This is a genomic window from Bacteroides xylanisolvens, from assembly GCF_018289135.1.
Taxonomy (GTDB): Bacteria; Bacteroidota; Bacteroidia; order Bacteroidales; family Bacteroidaceae; genus Bacteroides; species Bacteroides xylanisolvens.
The window spans coordinates 6309299-6330220 of the sequence record NZ_CP072216.1; the positions used below are offsets into that span (position 1 = coordinate 6309299).

Annotated in this window: 17 protein-coding genes; 9 read left to right on the top strand and 8 right to left on the bottom strand. The window is 39.6% G+C overall.

The window, feature by feature from the left end; all coding sequences use genetic code 11:
* Positions 1-67 precede the first annotated feature (67 nt).
* Positions 68-1186 (top strand): DNA replication/repair protein RecF, encoded by a 1119-nt coding sequence (gene recF, locus INE92_RS25575; RefSeq protein ID WP_008645622.1) that lies wholly within the window; start codon positions 68-70, stop codon positions 1184-1186.
* Positions 1173-1460, top strand: a complete 288-nt coding sequence (locus tag INE92_RS25580) for a DUF721 domain-containing protein (protein WP_004316165.1) — start codon at positions 1173-1175, stop codon at positions 1458-1460. Before recF ends, INE92_RS25580 begins: the two co-directional genes overlap by 14 nt.
* Here INE92_RS25580 and INE92_RS25585 read toward each other — a convergent pair.
* The 7 genes from INE92_RS25585 to gap form a co-directional block, all read right to left on the bottom strand.
* A complete protein-coding gene (locus tag INE92_RS25585) occupies positions 1447-2238 on the bottom strand; it encodes a histidinol-phosphatase (RefSeq protein WP_008645624.1) in 792 nt (263 codons plus the stop codon). The two genes, INE92_RS25580 and INE92_RS25585, sit on opposite strands and share 14 nt — an antisense overlap.
* Entirely contained in the window at positions 2183-2710 is a 528-nt protein-coding gene (locus INE92_RS25590) for a 5-formyltetrahydrofolate cyclo-ligase (RefSeq protein WP_004316167.1), read from the bottom strand. Before INE92_RS25590 ends, INE92_RS25585 begins: the two co-directional genes overlap by 56 nt.
* Positions 2688-4439, bottom strand: a complete 1752-nt coding sequence (locus INE92_RS25595) for a S41 family peptidase (RefSeq protein WP_008645625.1) — start codon at positions 4437-4439, stop codon at positions 2688-2690. The genes INE92_RS25590 and INE92_RS25595 overlap by 23 nt, the downstream gene beginning before the upstream one ends.
* A 30-nt stretch (positions 4440-4469) precedes the next feature.
* On the bottom strand, positions 4470-4919 hold the full coding sequence (locus INE92_RS25600) for a dCMP deaminase family protein (protein ID WP_004316169.1): 450 nt from the start codon (positions 4917-4919) through the stop codon (positions 4470-4472).
* Between the two features lie 15 nt (positions 4920-4934).
* Positions 4935-5426, bottom strand: coding sequence for a DUF4847 family protein (locus INE92_RS25605; protein WP_004316170.1), 492 nt, complete (start codon positions 5424-5426; stop codon positions 4935-4937).
* 24 nt (positions 5427-5450) lie between these two features.
* The gene (locus tag INE92_RS25610; protein ID WP_015532440.1) at positions 5451-7511 is read right to left on the bottom strand and encodes a M3 family metallopeptidase; all 2061 of its coding nucleotides are present in this window, start codon (positions 7509-7511) and stop codon (positions 5451-5453) included.
* A 173-nt stretch (positions 7512-7684) separates the two neighbouring features.
* The gene (gene gap / locus INE92_RS25615) at positions 7685-8695 is read right to left on the bottom strand and encodes a type I glyceraldehyde-3-phosphate dehydrogenase (protein WP_004316172.1); all 1011 of its coding nucleotides are present in this window, start codon (positions 8693-8695) and stop codon (positions 7685-7687) included.
* A gap of 142 nt (positions 8696-8837) precedes the next feature.
* On the opposite strand from gap, the gene mscL reads away from it, so the two are divergent.
* Positions 8838-9284, top strand: coding sequence for a large-conductance mechanosensitive channel protein MscL (gene mscL / locus INE92_RS25620; RefSeq protein WP_211421271.1), 447 nt, complete (start codon positions 8838-8840; stop codon positions 9282-9284).
* Between the two features lie 131 nt (positions 9285-9415).
* Positions 9416-10939 carry a glutamine-hydrolyzing GMP synthase gene (gene guaA, locus INE92_RS25625; protein ID WP_015532441.1) on the top strand — a complete coding sequence of 508 codons (1524 nt, stop codon included), beginning with the start codon at positions 9416-9418 and terminating at the stop codon, positions 10937-10939.
* 94 nt (positions 10940-11033) lie between these two features.
* On the opposite strand, the gene INE92_RS25630 is transcribed toward guaA, so the two are convergent.
* On the bottom strand, positions 11034-11702 hold the full coding sequence (locus tag INE92_RS25630) for a Crp/Fnr family transcriptional regulator (RefSeq protein ID WP_004316175.1): 669 nt from the start codon (positions 11700-11702) through the stop codon (positions 11034-11036).
* Between the two features lie 138 nt (positions 11703-11840).
* Here INE92_RS25630 and INE92_RS25635 point away from each other — a divergent pair, with 138 nt between their 5' ends.
* From INE92_RS25635 to INE92_RS25655, 5 genes are all read left to right on the top strand, one after another.
* Positions 11841-12440, top strand: coding sequence for a MarC family protein (locus INE92_RS25635; protein ID WP_004316176.1), 600 nt, complete (start codon positions 11841-11843; stop codon positions 12438-12440).
* A gap of 307 nt (positions 12441-12747) precedes the next feature.
* A complete protein-coding gene (locus tag INE92_RS25640) occupies positions 12748-13899 on the top strand; it encodes an ISAs1 family transposase (protein ID WP_008018700.1) in 1152 nt (383 codons plus the stop codon).
* Between the two features lie 99 nt (positions 13900-13998).
* Complete coding sequence (locus INE92_RS25645) at positions 13999-14610, top strand: HU family DNA-binding protein (protein WP_004316725.1); 612 nt, start codon at positions 13999-14001, stop codon at positions 14608-14610.
* Positions 14611-14840: 230 nt separating this feature from the next.
* A complete protein-coding gene (locus INE92_RS25650; protein WP_141408925.1) occupies positions 14841-17438 on the top strand; it encodes a hypothetical protein in 2598 nt (865 codons plus the stop codon).
* Between the two features lie 353 nt (positions 17439-17791).
* A complete protein-coding gene (locus INE92_RS25655; RefSeq protein ID WP_055235841.1) occupies positions 17792-20920 on the top strand; it encodes a SusC/RagA family TonB-linked outer membrane protein in 3129 nt (1042 codons plus the stop codon).
* Positions 20921-20922 lie beyond the last annotated feature (2 nt).

A 20922-nucleotide genomic window follows, 5' to 3' on the forward strand; every position in this document is an offset into this window, starting at 1 on the left:
TTTTTTGTTTTACACCCGAAAACCACGAAAATCTTGCTACTTTTGTGAACAAATTAACGTGTGCACAATGATACTGAAACGAATATCTATATTAAATTATAAGAATCTGGAAGAGGTGGAGCTGGGATTCTCTGCCAAACTGAATTGTTTTTTCGGATTGAATGGGATGGGGAAGACGAATCTGCTGGATGCAGTGTATTTCTTATCCTTCTGTAAAAGTTCCGGCAATCCGATTGATTCGCAGAATATTCGTCATGAACAAGACTTCTTTGTCATCCAGGGTTTCTATGAAGCGGAGGACGGAACTCCTGAAGAGATTTATTGTGGAATGAAACGCCGTTCGAAGAAACAATTTAAGCGGAATAAGAAAGAATATAGCCGCTTCTCGGATCACATCGGCTTCCTGCCTTTGGTGATGGTTTCACCTGCCGATTCTGAATTGATAGCCGGAGGGAGTGATGAACGTCGCCGGTTTATGGATGTAGTGATTTCGCAGTATGATAAAGAATATCTTGAAGCACTGATACGGTATAATAAAGCATTGGCGCAGCGTAACACATTGCTGAAGAGTGAGTTCCCGGTGGAGGAAGAGTTGTTTCTTGTATGGGAGGAAATGATGTCTCAAGCCGGTGAAATCGTTTTCCGGAAGCGTGAAGCGTTTATCCGGGAGTTTATTCCTATTTTCCAATCTTTCTATTCTTTTATTTCTCAGGATAAAGAGGCTGTGGGATTATCTTATGAGTCTCATGCACGGGATGCTTCTTTGTTGGAAGTGTTGAAGCAGAGCAGGGAGCGGGATAAGATAATGGGGTTCTCTTTGCGGGGGATTCATAAGGATGAGTTAAATATGCTGTTGGGCGAATTTCCGATAAAGAAAGAAGGCTCGCAGGGACAGAATAAGACATATCTGGTGGCGTTGAAATTGGCACAGTTTGATTTCTTGAAACGTACGGGCAGAACTGTTCCTTTATTATTATTAGATGATATTTTTGATAAACTGGATGCTTCCCGCGTAGAGCAAATAGTGAAGCTGGTGGGCGGAGATAATTTCGGGCAGATATTTATAACGGATACGAACCGGGGGCATCTGGACCGTATTTTACATAAGGTAGGTAGTGATTATAAGATATTTCGTGTAGAAGAGGGTACAATTCAAGAAATGGAGGCTGACGATGAAGCGCAATGATGCCGAACAAATAGGAAAACTGATTCAACAGTTTCTTCGTCAGGAGAGTTTGGAATCTCCGCTGAACGAACAAAGACTGTTGGATGCCTGGCCTCAAGTCTTAGGACCGGCGGCGGCTTATACCAGCAATCTTTATATTCGTAATCAGACATTGTATGTGCATCTTACTTCTGCTGCTCTCCGGCAGGAGTTGATGATGGGGCGTGAGGTATTGGTGCGCACACTCAATCAGAGAGTCGGTGCTATGGTTATTACAAACATTATTTTTCGTTGAGGAAAGGGATTCTGTCTATAACCTTTATACCCAGCTTGCGAAGTGTTTCGGTTGCACGGCTGTAATAAAAAGGATTTTCCAGATATTGATTATTGTGAGCATCTACACCGATGATAGCGGTGCAACCTTCATGGGCGGCTACTTTCCAGAAATCCGGGTAAGGAATGCTGGTGATTCCATGAATGTCATTATACTCTTCATAACCAAGATTATATTCCAACGGTAGGTTTAACCGTGCTGCTGTTCGGCAGATATGTCTGCTGACCAGTTTGCAATGATGATCGAATTCCGGGTAGGAACGCATGAATAAATCCGGATGGGCAAGGTAGGCAAATAGTCCGCTTTCCATCCCTTCAATAGCACTCTCTTCGTAGAGCTCGAGCATGTCTACCGAATCTGTATTCCGGCCAAAATAGGGAAACTTCTCATCTGTATGAAAATGGTGATTTCCGAAGATGATGTAATCCAGCTTATATTCTTTGATGATTCCTTTTAACCAGTGTATATATTCAGGAAAGTATTCACATTCCAATCCTATTTTTATACTGATTTGATTCTTGTATTTTTCTTGTAGCGAACGGAGGCTTTCCACATAGCCCGGCAACTCTTCAGGGAGCATGCGGATGTCGGAGATATAATTGGTGTGGTATTTCCACGGAGTGTGGTCTGAAAAGCCTATTTCTTGATAGCCGCCTTTGATGGCACTTAAAACAAATTCTTCGTCACTCCCTGTCGCATGATGGCAGCGGGTGGTATGGGTGTGATAATTCGTCTTCATTGATTGTTATAATTATATCCATGCGGACGTCGAATGATTCCGCAGGAACTTCTTCTACTAATTGAAATGGGAAACAAATCCCAGCTTTGTAAGCTGTTGGTATGCGTGGCAAGAGGCGGTCGTAGTATCCTTTTCCTCGTCCCAAACGATTACCTTTTGCGTCGAATGCTACTCCGGGAACGACGATGAAATCGATGGCTGCATAGTCTGTGAATGCTTCCCCGGTTGGTTCTTCTATGCCATAGACACCACAGATTGACATATTTTCAGGCCCGGTATATATCCGAAGCTCCAAATCATCGCCTACCACTACGGGGAGCAAGATTCGCTTCTTATTGCTCCATTTTCGGATAAACTCATGTGTGTCTACTTCATCATTTAGCGAATGGTATAGTAGTACGGTATTGGCCGCCCTGAAAGCCGGGTGGGCTTCAAGGGCGGTCAGTATGTTAGCTGATTGCAGCTTTCGCATAGTCGAATCCGCGTGTTGGGTCTTCAGTAATGCTATACGCTTGCGCAGTTCTTTTTTTCTTTCCATCTTTTTTGTCCTTCGTCACTTCTTCCTCTTCAACGGCTACCGGAGCTTTTGGGAAAGCTTCTCCTTTTTCGAGTATCTCAATGCCTTTAATGACGGTAGCATCTGTCTTGTTAAAATATTGAAGATAAGCTTCCAGTCCAAGCATATTGTAGATGATATTACCAAAGAGGTTCTTCTCCAAAAGTTTGTATGACTTCTGAATGAGGATATTTCTTCTTTTCACTCCTTTGCTGTCGGCAAAACGGACAAACTGTTCTACCAATCCCTGATGACGAAGATAATTCAGCAATTCTTCCTCTGTTTCATATTGGCTAAGTTTCTTCCGGTTATTGTCGGTGTACTGGAATGTGAATTGAATAGTCAGTCCCCGGTTGATAACAGTAGAAAGATAAGAGGTGACTCCCGTTGTATCTTGCGGTACGAATATATCCGGCATGATACCACCACCGCCATAAACAGTACGTCCCAAGCTGGTGTTATAACGTTCGCTTTCATTCTGCTTGATACTGTCGCGTGAGAAGAATTCCCCATGTTCGTAACGGGTATATAAATCCAGTTCGTAGTTACGATCTTTACCGCTTTCGTATGGGCGTTGGATACAGCGTCCGGATGGAGTGTAGTAGCGGGCGATTGTCAGGCGGATGGCTGAACCGTCACTGAAGTCGATCGGTTGTTGCACAAGCCCCTTACCAAAGGAACGGCGTCCTACAACTGTACCCCGGTCGTTATCCTGAATAGCTCCGGTGAAGATTTCACTGGCAGAAGCAGAACCTTCGTCAATCAATACGACGAGTGGCATTTTCTGACAGCTACCTGTACCGTTGGCGAATTCTTCTGCACGTGGATATTTACGGCCTTGAGTGTATACGATTAATTTGCCTTCGGGCAGGAACTCATTCACCATGCGAATGGCAGCTTCCATATATCCTCCGGTGTTACCGCGGAGGTCAATGATTAGACCTTTGCATTTTTTATGGTTGAGTTGTGCCAGTGCATTCAATAATTCTACATGGCTGGTACGTCCGAATTTGCTGACTTTCACGTAACCAATGTCATCGTTTAGCATATAAGCTGCATCAACGGTATTTTGAGGAATGTCTCCACGGGTAATGTTGAAATGCAATAAGTCTTTTTCTCCTGTTCGTTTGATACCTAATTTCACTTGTGAACCTTTCGGACCTTTCAGAGTGCGCATAGCCCGTTCGTTGGTTACTTTCTTACCGACAAACAAACTGTCGTCCACGGTAACAATACGGTCGCCCGCCATCAATCCTATCTTTTCAGAAGGGCCACCCTGAACGACTGCATTCACATGAATGGTGTCGTTCTGTATGGTAAACTGGATACCGATTCCGCTAAAGCTACCTTCCAGTTCCGAGTTGACTTCTTCGAGATTTTGGGCTGGGATATAAGTTGAATGTGGATCTAATTCGGCCAGAATCTGCGGCATGGCTTTTTCCACTAAATCGGTCATGTTTACGGTGTCGACATATTGATCGTCTACAATGCGTAACAATGCGTTTAGCTTATTGGAGGAGCCGTTGATAATACCCAAACGGTTGCCGGCAAAATGCTTGGCATAAAATGTACCGATAAGAATCCCGACTACCACGCTGACTGCTATGATGACAGGTGTAAAACGTGAAGAGTTTTTTGTACTCATGTCTATTCCTTTTTTAAAACGTTCGTCTTCTTATTTATCTGGAGAGGAATGGTTATCTAATTCTGTGTAGATAACTTCGATTCCCGCCCGTTTTAATAACTCAATTCCATCTTCCAGGCGGTAATGTTCGGAGTAAACTACCCGTTTGATCCCTGCCTGTATGATTAACTTCGCACATTCGATGCAAGGAGAGGCGGTGACGTACATGGTAGCACCGTCGCTACTGTTGTTTGAACGTGCTATTTTGGTAATGGCATTTGCTTCCGCATGCAGAACGTATGGTTTTGTCAGATTGTTTTCATCTTCGCATACATTCTCAAAACCGGAAGGCGTTCCGTTATATCCGTCGGAGATAATCATTTTATCTTTAACAATTAAAGCTCCTACTTTACGGCGTTGGCAATAGGAATTTTCAGCCCATATACTGGCCATGCGTATATAACGTTTGTCAAGTTCTAATTGTTTCTTTTCAATGTCCATGTTGTTAATTATTTGCTATCTTTGTACATGAAATGCCAATACGTATGTTTGCTGGCTTCCGGCCGGATTATAATATAAGAATAATCCATTGTCATCCCCTATGTATGAAGAGGCATTGTTTAGCCCTTTTATAAATTCTTTAGCTAAATCATCATTCTCATTGACATTGGTAACGCTAGCATGAAATTCATTATTCTTTCCATTAGCACTCCAGGTGCCTGTAAGATCTGCAGTGATAATTCTCCCTTTGACAGCACCATTAGAAATTCTGTTATCTTCTTCGGTTCCTGTGAAAGTTATTGTATAGGATTCTTGATTTTCATTCAATATTTTGATGCTTTTCTCACTAAAACCATTCATCCACCCGCCTTTATCCTTTAGATTGATGTAGGTCAGTTTCCATGTCTTTCCGGTGAATATACCTTGCAAATCGTCCGAATCATTACATCCTGAAAATAAAGGAAGCAATAAAAGCAATCCTACTATTTGAAATATACTTCTCTTCATATTTTATATCTAATAACTTAATACTTACTTTCTTATTCCATTTCTGATTAATAAAGCATCAATACTTGGTTCCTGCCCGCGGAAACGTTTATAAAGTACCATCGGATGTTCCGTTCCTCCTTTCGACAGGATATTATTGCGGAACGAGTCTGCAACTTCCTGATTGAATATTCCTTTTTGCTTGAACAATGAGAAAGCGTCAGCATCCAGTACTTCCGCCCATTTATAACTATAGTATCCGGCAGCATATCCACCAGCAAAGATATGGGAGAACTGCGTACTCATGCAAGCTTCCGGCACAACCGGCAATATTTGTGCATCCTTCCAGGCTTCCTGTTCATAAGCTTTCACGTCTCCTTCAAAAGGAGTGTCGCGAGTATACCACGCCATATCGAGTAAACCGAAACTTAGTTGTCGCAGACAAGCATAGGCAATATTAAAATTAGAAGCATCTACAAGACGTTTTATTAATTCATCCGGTAAAACTTCTCCTGTCTGATAATGACGGGCAAATGTATTGAGGAAATCTTTCTCTATGGCGAAGTTCTCCATAATCTGCGAAGGAAGCTCCACAAAGTCCCAATATACATTGGTTCCGCTTAAACTTCTGTAAGTGGAATTGGCAAACATGCCATGCAGGCTATGTCCGAACTCATGCAAGAATGTTTCTACTTCATTGAATGTTAATAAAGCAGGCTTATTCTCGGTTGGCTTGGTAAAGTTCATCACAACGGATACATGCGGACGGCTGTTTTCGCCAGTCTTTTTATCTATCCATTGGTCTTTGTAACTCGTCATCCAAGCTCCGGCGCGCTTACCTAAACGCGGGTGGAAGTCAGTATATAAGACGGCTAAGAATTTTCCGTCTTTATCAAACACTTCAAAGGCTTCCACTTCTTTATGGTAAACCGGAATTTCTGTATTTTTCCGGAAAGTAATTCCATATAACTTTTCAGCTAGTCCAAACACTCCTCTCTTCACTTGTTCCAATTCGAAGTAAGGACGGAGCATTTCTTCATTGATATTGAATTTTTTGTCTTTCAGTTTGTTTGAATAATAACTCCAGTCCCAAGGCATTACAACGAAATCATCTCCCTGCTCTTCGCGGGCCAGTTCTTGTATTTCTTTGTATTCTTGTTGTGCGGTAGGAGCGTATGCTTCCAGCAGTTGGTTGAGCAGCTTGTATACAGACTCACTGTTTTCAGCCATTCTTTTCTTTAGCGTGTATTCCGCATAGTCTTTGTATCCCAATAGCTGGGCTATTTTCATACGTGTATTGGCTATATTTTTTACGATATCGATATTATTGAATTCGTTATCGTGCGTACATTTTGTATTGTAAGCCATATACAATTTCTGGCGTAAATCACGATTATCGGAATACGTCATGAAAGGAACGTAGCTTGGAGCATGAAGCGTGAACGCCCATCCTTCTTTTTCTTCGCTCTTGGCTGTTTCAGCAGCAGCTTCTATGATAATTTCGGGTAATCCGGCGAGACTTTCCTTTTTTGTCAACAGCATCTGATAGGCATTTGTTTCTTTCAGGTTGTTTTCACTGAAAGTAAGCGTCAGTTTACTCAACTCGTTAGTCAGGCGGCGGTACTCTTCCCGCGCTTCTCCTTCCAAATTGGCACCATGACGAACAAAACTGTTGTATGCATTTTCCAGTAACTGTTTTTGTTCCTGTGTCAGTTGCAAAGTCTCTTTTTGGTTATACACTTCTTTCACACGTGCGAATAACTTTTCATTCAGTGTGATATTATTGCTGTGTTCACTAAGCAACGGCATAATCTTTTGAGCGAGTTCTTGCAGATCGTCATTCGTTTCTGCGCTCAACATATTACCGAAGACGGCAACTACTTTATCCAGTAATTCCCCTGATTCTTCGAAAGCTTCTATCGTATTGCTAAAATCAGCCTTTTCCGGATTCTGTATGATAGCCTCTATTTCAGCATTTTGCAGCTTGATTCCTTCGAGGATAGCAGGCTCATAATGTTCAGTTTCAATCCGGTCGAATGGCACGGTTCCGTGCGGCGTATGGTATTGCCCGTAGAAAGGATTCTGGGCGTTTGTTATATTGCTCATAGTGCAAACTAGTATCAATGTTATTAATAATCTCTCCATAGAAGTACAAAGCTACTAAAATTGTCGCTTATTCAACGGATAACACGTTGCTTTTTAACAATATATAAAATGAAATGTATAAAAAAACCGCTACGGTTTCCCGCAGCGGTTTTCTATATGGTTCAAGCTTCTAATTAAGCGTTAACTGATGCCATGTGAGCGATCAAGTCAAGAACTTTGTTAGAGTAACCGATTTCGTTGTCATACCAAGATACAACTTTAACGAAAGTATCAGTCAAAGCGATACCTGCTTTAGCGTCGAAGATAGAAGTACGAGCGTCACCTAAGAAGTCAGAAGAAACTACTGCATCTTCAGTGTAACCCAGGATACCTTTCAATTCGCCTTCAGAAGCTTCTTTCATTGCAGCGCAGATTTCAGCGTAAGTAGCCGGTTTAGCCAAGTTAACTGTCAAGTCAACTACAGATACGTCCAAAGTCGGAACACGCATAGACATACCAGTCAATTTGCCGTTCAATGCAGGGATTACTTTACCTACAGCTTTAGCAGCACCAGTAGAAGAAGGTATGATGTTGCCAGAAGCAGCACGACCACCTCTCCAGTCTTTCATAGAAGGACCGTCAACTGTTTTCTGAGTAGCAGTTGTAGAGTGAACTGTAGTCATCAAACCGTCAAGGATGCCGAACTTGTCGTTCAATACTTTAGCGATAGGAGCCAAACAGTTAGTAGTACAAGAAGCGTTAGATACAAATTGAGTACCTTTTACGTATGTCTTTTCGTTTACACCGCAAACGAACATCGGAGTGTCATCTTTAGAAGGAGCTGACATTACAACATATTTTGCACCAGCTTCGATGTGAGCCTGAGCTTTGTCTTTGCTCAAGAACAAACCTGTAGATTCAACAACGTATTCTGCACCTACTTCGTTCCATTTCAAGTCAGCCGGATTTCTTTCAGCTGTGATACGGATAGCTTGACCGTTAACGATCAATTTGCTGTTTTCAACATCTGCTTCGATAGTACCGTCGAATTGACCGTGCATTGTATCATACTTCAGCATGTAAGCCAAGTAATCAACCGGGCAAAGGTCATTGATACCTACGATTTGAATATCGTTTCTTGTCATTGCAGCGCGGAAAACGAAACGTCCGATACGTCCGAATCCATTAATACCTACTTTAATCATTTTGTTTAAACTTTTAAGGGTTTTATAATATTTGTTCAAATATCTCTCTACCTCCGCACTTGTTTTATTTTCAAATGCGGTGCAAAATTACAAAAATGTTTTTATATTCGCGCATTAAATTCACATTAAATATTGAAAAAAGATGGGAAAGAGTACATTTTTACAGGACTTTAAGGCGTTTGCCATGAAAGGTAACGTCATAGACATGGCTGTCGGTGTTGTTATTGGTGGTGCGTTTGGAAAAATCGTATCATCATTGGTTGCTAATGTTATTATGCCTCCGATTGGTTTACTGGTTGGCGGTGTGAACTTTACGGATTTGAAATGGGTGATGAAAGCGGCAGAGATCGGTGCTGACGGTAAGGAGATAGCTCCGGCTGTGACATTGGATTATGGCCAGTTTCTGCAGGCCACCTTTGATTTTCTGATTATCGCTTTTGCTATATTTTTATTTATACGTTTGATTACGAAACTGACAACTAAAAAACAGGCAGAAGTAGCGGCTGCTCCTCCAACTCCTTCTGCGCCAACGAAAGAAGAAGTTTTGTTGACGGAGATACGTGATTTGCTGAAAGAAAAAAATAATTGATTCTAATTAAAATGAAGGAGATTTCAGGTGTAAACTTGTGAATCTCCTTTATTTTTCTCTTCATTATTAATATAGATTGCGTACTTTTTTCTACTTTTGCAACTCAATTTATTCAAAATCCAACCATTGATATGCAGGAAAAAATAATAATTCTTGATTTCGGTTCGCAGACAACACAGCTTATAGGCCGCCGTGTACGTGAATTGGATACGTATTGTGAAATCGTTCCTTATAACAAGTTTCCTAAAGAAGACCCGACTATTAAAGGAGTCATTCTCTCCGGAAGCCCTTTTTCGGTTTACGATAAAGATGCTTTCAAAGTAGATTTGAGTGAAATTCGTGGTAAATATCCGATATTGGGTATTTGTTATGGTGCACAGTATCTGTCATACACCAATGGCGGAAAAGTGGAACCGGCCGGAACGCGTGAGTATGGACGTGCTCATTTGGCTTCTTTCTGCAAAGATAATGTACTGTTTAAAGGAGTGCGTGAGGAGTCGCAGGTGTGGATGAGTCATGGAGATACGATTACTGCTATTCCTGATAATTTCAAGAAAATAGCTTCAACAGATAAAGTAGAGATTGCTGCTTATCAGATAGAAGGGGAGCAGGTATGGGGTGTCCAGTTCCATCCGGAAGTATTCCATAGTGAAGACGGAACTCAAATCCTGAAGAACTTTGTGGTAGATGTTTGCGGCTGCAAGCAAGATTGGTCGCCGGCTTCTTTTATTGAGAGCACGGTTGCCGAACTGAAAGAACAGTTGGGTGATGATAAGGTTGTTCTCGGTTTGAGTGGTGGAGTCGATTCATCGGTTGCGGCAGTGCTGCTGAATAAAGCTATTGGCAAGAACTTGACTTGTATCTTTGTAGATCATGGTATGCTGCGTAAGAATGAGTTCAAGAATGTGATGAAGGACTACGAATGTCTCGGCCTGAATGTGATTGGCGTTGATGCCAGCGAAAAGTTCTTTACGGAACTGGCTGGTGTGGCCGAACCGGAAGCTAAACGCAAGATTATAGGTAAGGGTTTCATCGATGTGTTCGATGTAGAAGCTCATAAGATCAAAGACGTGAAATGGCTGGCTCAAGGTACAATCTATCCGGATTGCATCGAGTCATTGTCTATCACGGGTACAGTGATAAAGAGCCATCATAATGTAGGTGGACTTCCTGAAAAGATGAATCTGAAATTGTGTGAGCCACTTCGTTTGTTGTTTAAGGATGAAGTTCGTCGGGTAGGTCGTGAGTTGGGTATGCCGGAACATCTGATTACCCGCCATCCGTTCCCGGGACCGGGGCTGGCAGTGCGTATTCTGGGTGATATTACTCCTGAAAAAGTACGTATTCTGCAGGATGCTGATGATATCTTTATTCAGGGATTGCGTGACTGGGGATTGTATGACCAGGTATGGCAGGCAGGAGTTATCTTGTTGCCCGTACAGTCTGTAGGCGTGATGGGAGATGAACGTACGTACGAAAGAGCAGTTGCTTTACGTGCTGTGACATCTACAGATGCCATGACAGCCGACTGGGCGCATCTGCCTTATGAATTTATGGGTAAGGTATCGAATGATATTATTAATAAGGTGAAGGGAGTGAACCGTGTAACCTATGATATCAGTTCTAAACCACCAGCAACCATTGAGTGGGAATAATAACACTTTATAATCTAAAAATAGCCTCAATAGGAATTCCTGTTGAGGCTATTTTTATGATGAATAGGTCTTTTTATAATGAGCCAGTCCGTATCTATTCGCTTACCAGCTTCTGTGCATCCGGAATAAGAATCTCTTTCCGGCGTAATTCTAATAATCCTTTGTCTTGTAGCTCATTGAGTGCTTTTGAAGTATTCAGCCGGGTGTCATCTAAGTAGCGGGCAAGATCGTCCATCTTCATTTTGAATATCTTTTCTCCCTGAATCTTTTCACAATGCAACAGAAAAAAGCGAATGATTTTCTCTGTTAAATCCTGTGTCGGCTCTTCCCATAAGCGGGAGTAAAGATTTTGTGCCCGGTTACTTACGATATTCATATAGTTGAGCCGGAATATTTCATATTTGAACAGATCGCTAAGTACAAATGCTTTGCTGATACTGACAGTATGCGCTTCTGTATGTGCCACATAAGCAGAAGTGTAATGAGTGTTCATGCCAAACAGCGACTGTGGTTCCAGCAGGTAAGGTGCTTCCATCTGTTCAATGACGGTGTATATATTTTCTTTGGAATTTGTGACAATAGAAACCTCGCCTTTTAACAGGAAGCAGAGTTGTTTACACGGACTACCACTCTCAATGATAGTTTCTCCTACTTTATGCTTGATAAAGTGTAGCTTGACCTTATCCAGAATACTTGTGAAATCTTCATGACAAAGACCTTGAAATAAAGGCAATTGGAGCAAAGTGTCGAACATTGTTTCCATATGTTGTAATCTCTTGTTAATCGTACAAATTTACTCATAATACAACACGGCTGTCAATATCTGACCCTTCTTTTTGTTTTTTTTATTGTTTGAATGTATAAAAATAGAGTATATTTGCAGAAAAAAAAGGAGGAAATTATGTTTGCAGGCTTCAATTGGCAACAGATGGTTAGTGCGTTTATCGTACTTTTTGCCGTGATAGACATTATCGGCTCTATACCTATTATAATTAACCTGAAAGAAAAGGGGAAAGATGTGAATGCAATGAAAGCTACCGTCATCTCTTTTGTTTTGCTGATCGGATTTTTCTATGCGGGAGATATGATGCTGAAACTCTTCCATGTAGATATCGAATCGTTTGCAGTTGCCGGTGCGTTTGTTATCTTCCTCATGTCTTTGGAGATGATTTTGGATATTGAGATTTTCAAAAATCAGGGTCCTATCAAAGAAGCTACTTTGGTGCCGCTTGTCTTTCCTTTGTTGGCAGGTGCCGGAGCTTTTACTACTTTGCTTTCTCTTCGGGCGGAATATGCCAGTGTTAATATCATTATAGCTTTAGTATTGAACATGATTTGGGTTTACTTTGTAGTGAGTATGACTGGTCGTGTAGAACGTTTCTTGGGAAAAGGTGGTATCTATATTATTCGTAAGTTTTTTGGTATCATCTTATTGGCTATTTCTGTAAGGTTGTTTACGGCCAATATAACGTTATTGATTGAAGCGTTGCATCGGTCTTGATTAATAATCTAATCTTTACTTGTTTTCTACTTGTTATTTTTGTATATTTGACGATTTTACTTATACTTTTCACTAGGGTGAGAAGAGCTTGTCATCGAGGTGAAAAGGGCTTCTCATTCGGGTGATAATGTCTCATCATTTTAGTGAGAGGTTACTGATGTTGGTAATAACAGGGTCGACGCATTATATTTTTTACTATCTTACAACTTGTATTTTATTTTTATATTATTGACTATTAGTGTATTATCTATTGTATATGTCGATTATTTTCCTTATCTTTATAAGATATTATAAAACATAAACTAACATGAAAATTGGCATAATTGACCTTTGTAAACAAATAGAAGATCCTAGGATGAACCGCAAAAAAGTACATAAAATGGAAACTATTATCTATATATCCATTGCTGCTGTAATCTGTGGCGCCCAGTCTTGGAATGAGATTGAGGAATTTGGCAATGCGAAAATTGCTTTTTTCAAAAGTCGCATACCTGACCTGGAGTTCATCCCTAGTCATGATACTTTTAATAGATTCTTCAGTATAATAAAGCCCGAGTATTTTGAGTTGATCTTTCGTAATTGGGTAAAACAAGTTTGTCAGGAGGTGAAAGGCGTTGTAGCTATAGATGGCAAGCTCATGCGTGGTCCAAGCCAATGTGATGGAGAGCATACTACGGGAAAAGAAGGATTCAAATTATGGATGGTTTCCGCCTGGTCTGCCGTTAATGGAATTTCTTTAGGTCAGGTAAAAGTAGATGATAAAAGCAATGAAATCACAGCTATTCCATTGTTGATTAACTCTTTGGAACTAAGTGGTTGTATTGTTACAATTGACGCGATGGGATGCCAGAAAGATATAACCCAGACCATTATTGAGCGTGATGCAAATTATATTATAGCTATAAAGGAGAATAAGAAAAAAAATTATCAACTAGCTAAACAAATTATTGACGATTATCAGGATAGAGATGAAATAATCAATAGAGTCACCAGGCATGTGTCGGAAAATACCGGACATGGAAGAGTTGAGAAAAGAACCTGTACTGTAGTCAGTTATGGTTCTATAATGGAGAAAATGTTTAAGAAGAAACTTGTGGGGTTGAAGTCTATTGTAGGGATAAAGTCGGAGAGAACAATAGTAGCAACAGGAGAATATACTCAAGAGGTCAGATACTATGTAACTTCACTTGATAATACCAAACCGGAGGAGATTGCATCTGCCATCAGACAGCATTGGTCTATTGAGAATAATCTTCATTGGCAATTGGATGTTACCTTTCGAGAAGACTACAGTAAAAAGGTGAAAAATGCAGCCAGAAACTTTTCGGTGGCAACAAAGATGGCACTTACCATACTAAAGAAGGATAAAACAACAAAAGGAAGTATGAATCTGAAAAGACTAAAAGCCGGATGGGATGAAAAATATTTGTCACAACTTTTACAGAACAATAATTTTTAATGCGTCTGCCCTGTTGGTAATAAACTACAAGGATGTTGGTGAGAAATGGTGAGGATGTCGGTGTCCTTATGAAGGAGAAACTAATATATAACCGTAAAGATGGCAGTACAATTTGAGTTTTATAAGAATCCTGGAACGGGAGAAGAAGGAGAGGAAGAGCAATATCATCCCCGAGTTGTTAACTTCAATTCTGTGAGTACTGAATATTTGGCAGCTGAAATTCATAGAGCTACAACGTTCGGTGAGGCAGAGGTTGAAGGCGTTCTGATGTCATTAAGTCATTTCATGAGCTCTCATCTTAAAAATGGTGAACGTGTACATTTGAAAGGGATAGGATATTTTCAGGTGACGTTGCAGACTACAGAACCGGTATATGATGTTAAGACACGTTCTGATAAAGTTTCTTTCAAAGCTATTCGTTTTCAGGCGGATAAAGAACTCAAAGGTGAATTATATGACATGCATATACAACGTTCGAAATGGAAGTGCCATTCGGCTGTCCTTTCAGAGGAAGAAATTGATCGGCGTTTGACGGAGTTTTTCACTACTCACCAAGTCTTGATTCGGCGTAATTTACAATCCATTTGCCAGTTTACTCAAATTATGGCATCGCGTCATATACAACGTTTGAAAGAACAAGGTAAAATAGAGAATATAGGAACTCGTTTTCAACCGATTTATGTGCCCAGATCCGGGTATTATGGAAAATAAACCATCCCTGATACTGGGTGGAGAGGCGTAAGTAGGGCCGGAAAATCATGATAGGGGGGCTGGATATGGGTATATTGGATGTAGATAAATATTTAATATGTGTCTTTGCATTACTTGAACGTCTCCTGTCATAGTTGCAGATAGATGGGAATTTCTTGTTTGTCATGAAAAGACCTCTGTTATTAAGTTAACCTTATTGTATATAAGTAAAAAGAAAAAATCACGGAACAATGAAACAAAAACGATATTTGTTGATCAGCCTTCTCATTTTCTGCTTGTTTGTAACATTGCAATGGGGCTATGCAAATACTACTATATTGTCCAATTATCGTTATGGACTTACCTTCAAAGCACATACTGTTAATCAGGATCAAAGAACAAGTCTTGATCTGACTCCGGATAGAAGTCTGCATCTGGGTAATAAGTTCTCGCTTAGTTTTGACATTAAGTTGAGAGAGGAATTGCATACTTATGGATATGTGTTTAGAATAATCTCCGACGATACTTCTTCTTGCTTGGATTTTATATCTTATCAACTACGATCCAAATTCAATTTTATATTGAACAAAGGTAGTTCGATTGTTGAGAATGTGGATTTTATAGACAGTACTCAAATAGTAAAGGATGAGTGGATTAAGATAAGGCTTGATTTCACAGAACAGGGGATTAAGATTTCGGTGAATGAGGCTACTCAAATGATGCGTCATTCTTTTAAAGACTTTAACAGTCTAAGTTTCTTATTTGGAAGCAATAGGCATCCAAAGTATTATACGACCGATGTTCCTCCCGTTAGTTTGCGTAACATTGAATTGTATAATCAGGATGGTAGAATAATACGATGCTGGAAGCTGGCCTTGCATAACAGAAAAGGAGAAACAATGGATGAAGTAGAGGCTCAACGTGCAATTGTTCAAAATGGCATTTGGGAAATAGATAGACATTATAACTGGCAGAAAGAGAAATCCCTGAAATTTGATAGTAAGAAGTTTCAATGTCAAAATCTTCAATTAGCTTATGATAGTATAGGTGGTAGGATATTTATGGTACTAAAAGAGAAGGTATTGGTCTACCATGTCGATAATAAACAGGTAGATACTCTATCAGTTGAAAAAGGAGAACCTTATTTTGGAGTATCCAGACAGGTTATTTATTCTGCTGCTACTGACGAGTTGATTTCCTATTCTACTGAACATCCTCTTTTAAGCAAATATAATTTTGCCACGCATGAATGGTCGATTCCTTCTACGTGGGAAGTGGACTCCAGACAGCATCATAATCGTATGATAGATCCGGAAACCAATCATTTGATCCTTTTTGGAGGATATGGACGCCATACTTATAATGCAGATTTTGTGGAAAAAGGTTTGAATGACGGAGATCAATGGCAAATTATTTCTTTGGATTCCTGTATCACTCCTCGGTATTTAAGTGCTATGGGCATTGAAGATAAAGACCACATTCTTATAATGGGCGGGTATGGAAGCCGTTCAGGAAAGCAGGAAGAGTCTCCACAGAATTACTATGATCTTTATCGGTTGAATATCCGGGATAAATCATGTTCTAAAGTGTGGTCTTTTTTTAATGAAGGCGAGCATTTTACGTTTAGTAATTCAATGATAATAGATACTGTCGCTGATAAGTTGTATGCTTTGGTTTATAATAATGATCGTTTCCATACCAATCTCAACTTGTGCAGTTTTGATATTTGTACCTCAAATCCACAATCCAAAATAGTAAGTGATTCTATCGAATATGATTTTCTGGATATTAAGTCTTATTGTGATTTATTTCTCTATCAAGACCAGATGTTGTATGCTTTTGTTGTTCAGGAGAAGATACCGGGTGAGGCAGTTTTAGATGTATATTCTTTAGTATATCCTCCTTTATCGTCAGATGAGATTTATATGGAAAAGAACAAAGATTGTCATTTTTCTACATGGGTTATCTATGGAAGCATTTTAATATGTCTGGTATTCTTCTTCTTCGTTATTGTATATGTCTACAAGAAAAAGAAAAGTAAAACAACTGGAGTTTCGATGACTATTTCCAAAGTGGAATATGGAGAACAAGAGATTGCTAAGCCATCTAACAGAAAAATATCTGCAATTTTACTTCTTGGTGGTTTTCAGGTCTTTGATAAACAAGGGAATAATATAACAGGTGAATTTACGCCTACTCTTAAATTACTTTTTCTTTTCCTATTGCTAAACTCCATCAAAGGTGGAAAGGGAACAACTTCACAAAGATTGGAAGAGACTTTTTGGTTTGATATGAGTAAAACGAGTGCAGCCAACAACCGTAGGGTTAATATCCGTAAACTTCGGCTAATTCTTGAGACGGTCGGGGAAGTACAGATTGTTAATAAAAATGATTATTGGTATATTGATATGGGTGAAGATACCCTATGTGATTATCATCAGGTATGCCAGATCTTAAATGCTTTTGAATTCTATAATTCTTCTAATAAAGAAATGATTGTCAACTTTGTAGAGTTGGCATCTTTGGGGGTGTTGCTGCCTAATGTAAGTACGGAATGGGTGGATGAATATAAATCGGAGTATTCTCATAACGTTATAGAACTACTTCTTTCTATCAGTGTTCGTGAAGAGATTGGGAAAGACAACAAACTATTGCTGAAAATAGCGGATATTATACTGATGCATGACTGTACGGATGAAGATGCTATTCGTATAAAGTGCAGGGCGTTATTTCTGTCTGGACAAAAAGGACTTGCTAAACAATGTTTTGATAAGTATTGTGCTGATTATAACCGTTTATTGAATACTTCTCCCGAATTTACATACGATGATGTGATTTGTGAGAGCTGATAGGTGGAATTTATTTTTTGAATGAAATAAATTTTGCATTAAAAGTGCATTAATGATTTCCCGGAAGTGGCTTTATTGCTTTCGGGTTCTTTTATTTTCTTCATAAGAGGGCAAAATATTTCTATTTTTTTCTCTTTGTTTATCAGGTACTTATATGGAATGTGATAAGAAAAATCATATTATTAATATGAAATTAATGTTGTGATAATGCCTCTCATATACTTTCGCAGTACCAATTAATCGCAAATCTATCGAGTTATGAAGTGTACTGATACCTCTTGAGTAGGTTCATGATTCATAGTGCTCTATAATAGATGATTGATTGAACAATATATCAACTTAATTTATAATTTATGAAAGCACGCATTTGCAAAGAGAAGCACTGGAATGTGCATTTAAGGTTCTTTCTTGTGATGATGGGAGACTTACTGTTCTCAGTTTCTGTTCTTGCCCAAAGTAACCTGATAACGGGTAAAGTTATAGACAACGCCAGCGAACCGATTATTGGAGCCAGTATTCAATCTTCTGTGGTCGGGAAGGGAACTATCTCTAATATGAATGGAGATTTTTCCATTGAGGTTCCTGTCGGGACGGAATTAACTATTAGTTTTCTTGGTTACCGCACTCAAAAAATAAAAGTGTCTGATATGCGGTCTTTAGTTATCAAATTGCTGGAAGATACACAGGCGTTGGATGAAGTGGTAGTGGTAGGTTATGGAGTTCAGAAAAAAGAGAGTTTGACGGGTGCTATTTCTAATATTAAAAATGATGAGATTATTAAAACGAAAGCTACCAGTCTGGCACAATCACTTGAAGGGAAAGTCTCGGGATTGAAGATACGGCAGAATGACGGTGAACCGGGACAATTTCGTTCCGATATCAATATCCGTGGTTTGGGTACTCCGCTTTTCATTATTGATGGGATTGTCAGAGATGGGGCTAATGAGTTTCAGCGTCTTAATCCGGATGATATAGAAAGCATTTCTTTCCTGAAAGATGGTACTGCAGCTATTTATGGTATGAATTCGGCTAATGGAGCCATTGTTGTAACAACAAAAAAAGGATATAAAGGAAAAGCGAAAATATCCTTGTCGGCTAATTGGGGATGGTCTAAACCGACTAATATTCCTAGGATGGCAAACGCAGCTCAATATATGGAGCTTAGAAATGATGCTGCAATATTAGGAGAAGGTAATCCATTGGTTACAAAAGAAGAACTGGAATTATGGAAGACGGGTGCTTCTGGATATGCCAGTACTGATTTATACGATCATGTGATTAAGAATAGTTCTATTCAACAGCAATATACTTTGTCCTTGCAAGGAGGTTCGGATATTGTCTCATACTTTGGTAGTTTTAGCTATGCATCTGATGAAGGGTTGTTGAAATCCGGTGATTTGGGATATGAGAAATTTACTTTTCGTTCGAATACTGATATAAAAATAGCTAGAGGATTGACCGCAGGAGTTAATTTGGCAGGTAGATATGATAAGACCAGCCAGCCATGGAACTCTTTCTATGAGATCTTCAAGCAGACCCGTGTGAATGTGCCGACTGTGCCTGCGTATGCCAATAACAATCCGGACTATTTGGCAACTCAAAGTATGGGAATTAATCCCATTGCTTTGGCGGATGCGGATATGACAGGTTATCATTATTATTATAATAAAAACTTTCAATCGACATTCACTTTAAAATATGAAGTACCGTTTGTGCAGGGATTATCTATACAAGGGCAATTAGGCTATGATTATAATCACAATAAACATAAAGGATTGAGAAAGAAGTTTTCTACTTATACATACGCTATCGAAACGGATGAATATATAGAGAATGAATACAATAATCCTTCTATGATACAAGTGAATAATAACGAAGCGAGCAGGCTTGACATGCAAGCACAAATCAGTTACAATAGGTTGTTTAATGATACACATAATGTAAGTGCTACATTGGTTTATGAAAGGAGACAGGAAAAAAGCGATTGGTCGAATATAGAACGTAAGTTTGATTTATTGACTTATGATGAAGTAGATTATGCCGGATTGAAAGATGCTGTTTCAGGGGGGATGTCCAACGAACAGGCTTTTATCTCGTATGTCGGTCGGTTTAACTATGATTACAAAGGAAGGTATTTATTAGAATTAGGATTCAGAAATGATGGTTCTTACCGCTATGCTCCTGGTAGCAGATGGGCTTTTTTCCCTATGGGGTCTATTGGTTGGCGTTTGTCGGAAGAGAAGTTTTTGAAGGAAAAGTTGGGCTTTCTTGATAATCTGAAGATTAGGGCTTCATACGGGGAGTCCGGACAGGATGCAGGTGATCCGTTCCAATATGTGTCGGGGTATAATCTTAATGTTGGTATTTATGAATTTAATGACGGAACTACCACTTCGGGCATTTCTGCTCCCTCTATTACGAATACGAATTTAACTTGGTATAAAGCTAAGTTACTTGATATAGGATTCGATCTTTCTATATTCAAAGGATTATTCTCTTTGGAGTTCGACTTATACCAAAGAAAAAGAAGCGGATTGTTAGCTACAAGAGTGGTGGCATTACCTAATACATTTGGTTCGCAACTGCCACAGGAAAATTTGAATAGTGATTTGACGAGGGGTATTGACATAACGCTCGGGCATACTAATAAGATCAGAAATTTTTCTTATAGCGTCAAAGCGAATATGAACTTAGCCCGCACCCGGATGGAGCATGTAGAAAGAGGACCTTTCACCAGTAGCATGGATCGTTGGAGAAATCAGTCTTCCGGACGTTGGAATGATTTCACATGGGGGTATCAAACTAATGGGCAATTCCAGACTACAGAGGAAATAAAATATGCTCCTGTTCAGGATGGAGAGTTGGGAAATAGCAAGGAACTGCCGGGGGATTACCGTTATGTAGATGCTAATGGTGACGGTATTATCGATGATAATGATAGAATGCCTCTCTTTTGGTCAGGTACTCCACTGATTCATTATGGCTTTAATTTGGAGGCTTCTTGGAAAAATTTCGATATCTACGCTTTGCTTCAGGGAGCGGGAATGTATACTGTCCAGTTTTCAGAGGTTTATGCCGAGGTACTGTGGTCAAAAGGAGCGAATACTCCAGCCTATTTCTATGACAGATGGCGCAAAGAAGACCCTTACAATCCGAATAGTAAATGGGTTGCCGGGAAATGGCCTGCTACCCGTTTAATACAGGATACTGGAGCTATGTATAAAGAGAGTAATATCTGGCGTCGTGATGCTTCTTATTTAAGACTCAAAACTTTGGAACTGGGTTATACATTGCCAGACAGTATTTTGAGAAAGAGTGGTATTAGTAATATACGATTCTATATTAATGGCTATAATCTTTTAACCTTCTGTGATTCTTTTGTGAAAGCGTTTGATCCGGAAAAGGTGGAAGGCTCTTATAGTGCTGGAATGAATTATCCTCTGACTAAAAGTTTTAATATTGGTTTTACTGCTAATTTCTGATA

Bases quoted from the DNA above. Each gene is read 5' to 3' on its own strand.
- recF (WP_008645622.1), top strand. From the start codon at position 68: ATGATACTGAAACGAATATCTATATTAAATTATAAGAATCTGGAAGAG.
- INE92_RS25580 (WP_004316165.1), top strand. From the start codon at position 1,173: ATGAAGCGCAATGATGCCGAACAAATAGGAAAACTGATTCAACAGTTT.
- INE92_RS25585 (WP_008645624.1), bottom strand. From the start codon at position 2,238: ATGAAGACGAATTATCACACCCATACCACCCGCTGCCATCATGCGACA.
- INE92_RS25590 (WP_004316167.1), bottom strand. From the start codon at position 2,710: ATGCGAAAGCTGCAATCAGCTAACATACTGACCGCCCTTGAAGCCCAC.
- INE92_RS25595 (WP_008645625.1), bottom strand. From the start codon at position 4,439: ATGAGTACAAAAAACTCTTCACGTTTTACACCTGTCATCATAGCAGTC.
- INE92_RS25600 (WP_004316169.1), bottom strand. From the start codon at position 4,919: ATGGACATTGAAAAGAAACAATTAGAACTTGACAAACGTTATATACGC.
- INE92_RS25605 (WP_004316170.1), bottom strand. From the start codon at position 5,426: ATGAAGAGAAGTATATTTCAAATAGTAGGATTGCTTTTATTGCTTCCT.
- INE92_RS25610 (WP_015532440.1), bottom strand. From the start codon at position 7,511: ATGAGCAATATAACAAACGCCCAGAATCCTTTCTACGGGCAATACCAT.
- gap (WP_004316172.1), bottom strand. From the start codon at position 8,695: ATGATTAAAGTAGGTATTAATGGATTCGGACGTATCGGACGTTTCGTT.
- mscL (WP_211421271.1), top strand. From the start codon at position 8,838: ATGGGAAAGAGTACATTTTTACAGGACTTTAAGGCGTTTGCCATGAAA.
- guaA (WP_015532441.1), top strand. From the start codon at position 9,416: ATGCAGGAAAAAATAATAATTCTTGATTTCGGTTCGCAGACAACACAG.
- INE92_RS25630 (WP_004316175.1), bottom strand. From the start codon at position 11,702: ATGGAAACAATGTTCGACACTTTGCTCCAATTGCCTTTATTTCAAGGT.
- INE92_RS25635 (WP_004316176.1), top strand. From the start codon at position 11,841: ATGTTTGCAGGCTTCAATTGGCAACAGATGGTTAGTGCGTTTATCGTA.
- INE92_RS25640 (WP_008018700.1), top strand. From the start codon at position 12,748: ATGAAAATTGGCATAATTGACCTTTGTAAACAAATAGAAGATCCTAGG.
- INE92_RS25645 (WP_004316725.1), top strand. From the start codon at position 13,999: ATGGCAGTACAATTTGAGTTTTATAAGAATCCTGGAACGGGAGAAGAA.
- INE92_RS25650 (WP_141408925.1), top strand. From the start codon at position 14,841: ATGAAACAAAAACGATATTTGTTGATCAGCCTTCTCATTTTCTGCTTG.
- INE92_RS25655 (WP_055235841.1), top strand. From the start codon at position 17,792: ATGAAAGCACGCATTTGCAAAGAGAAGCACTGGAATGTGCATTTAAGG.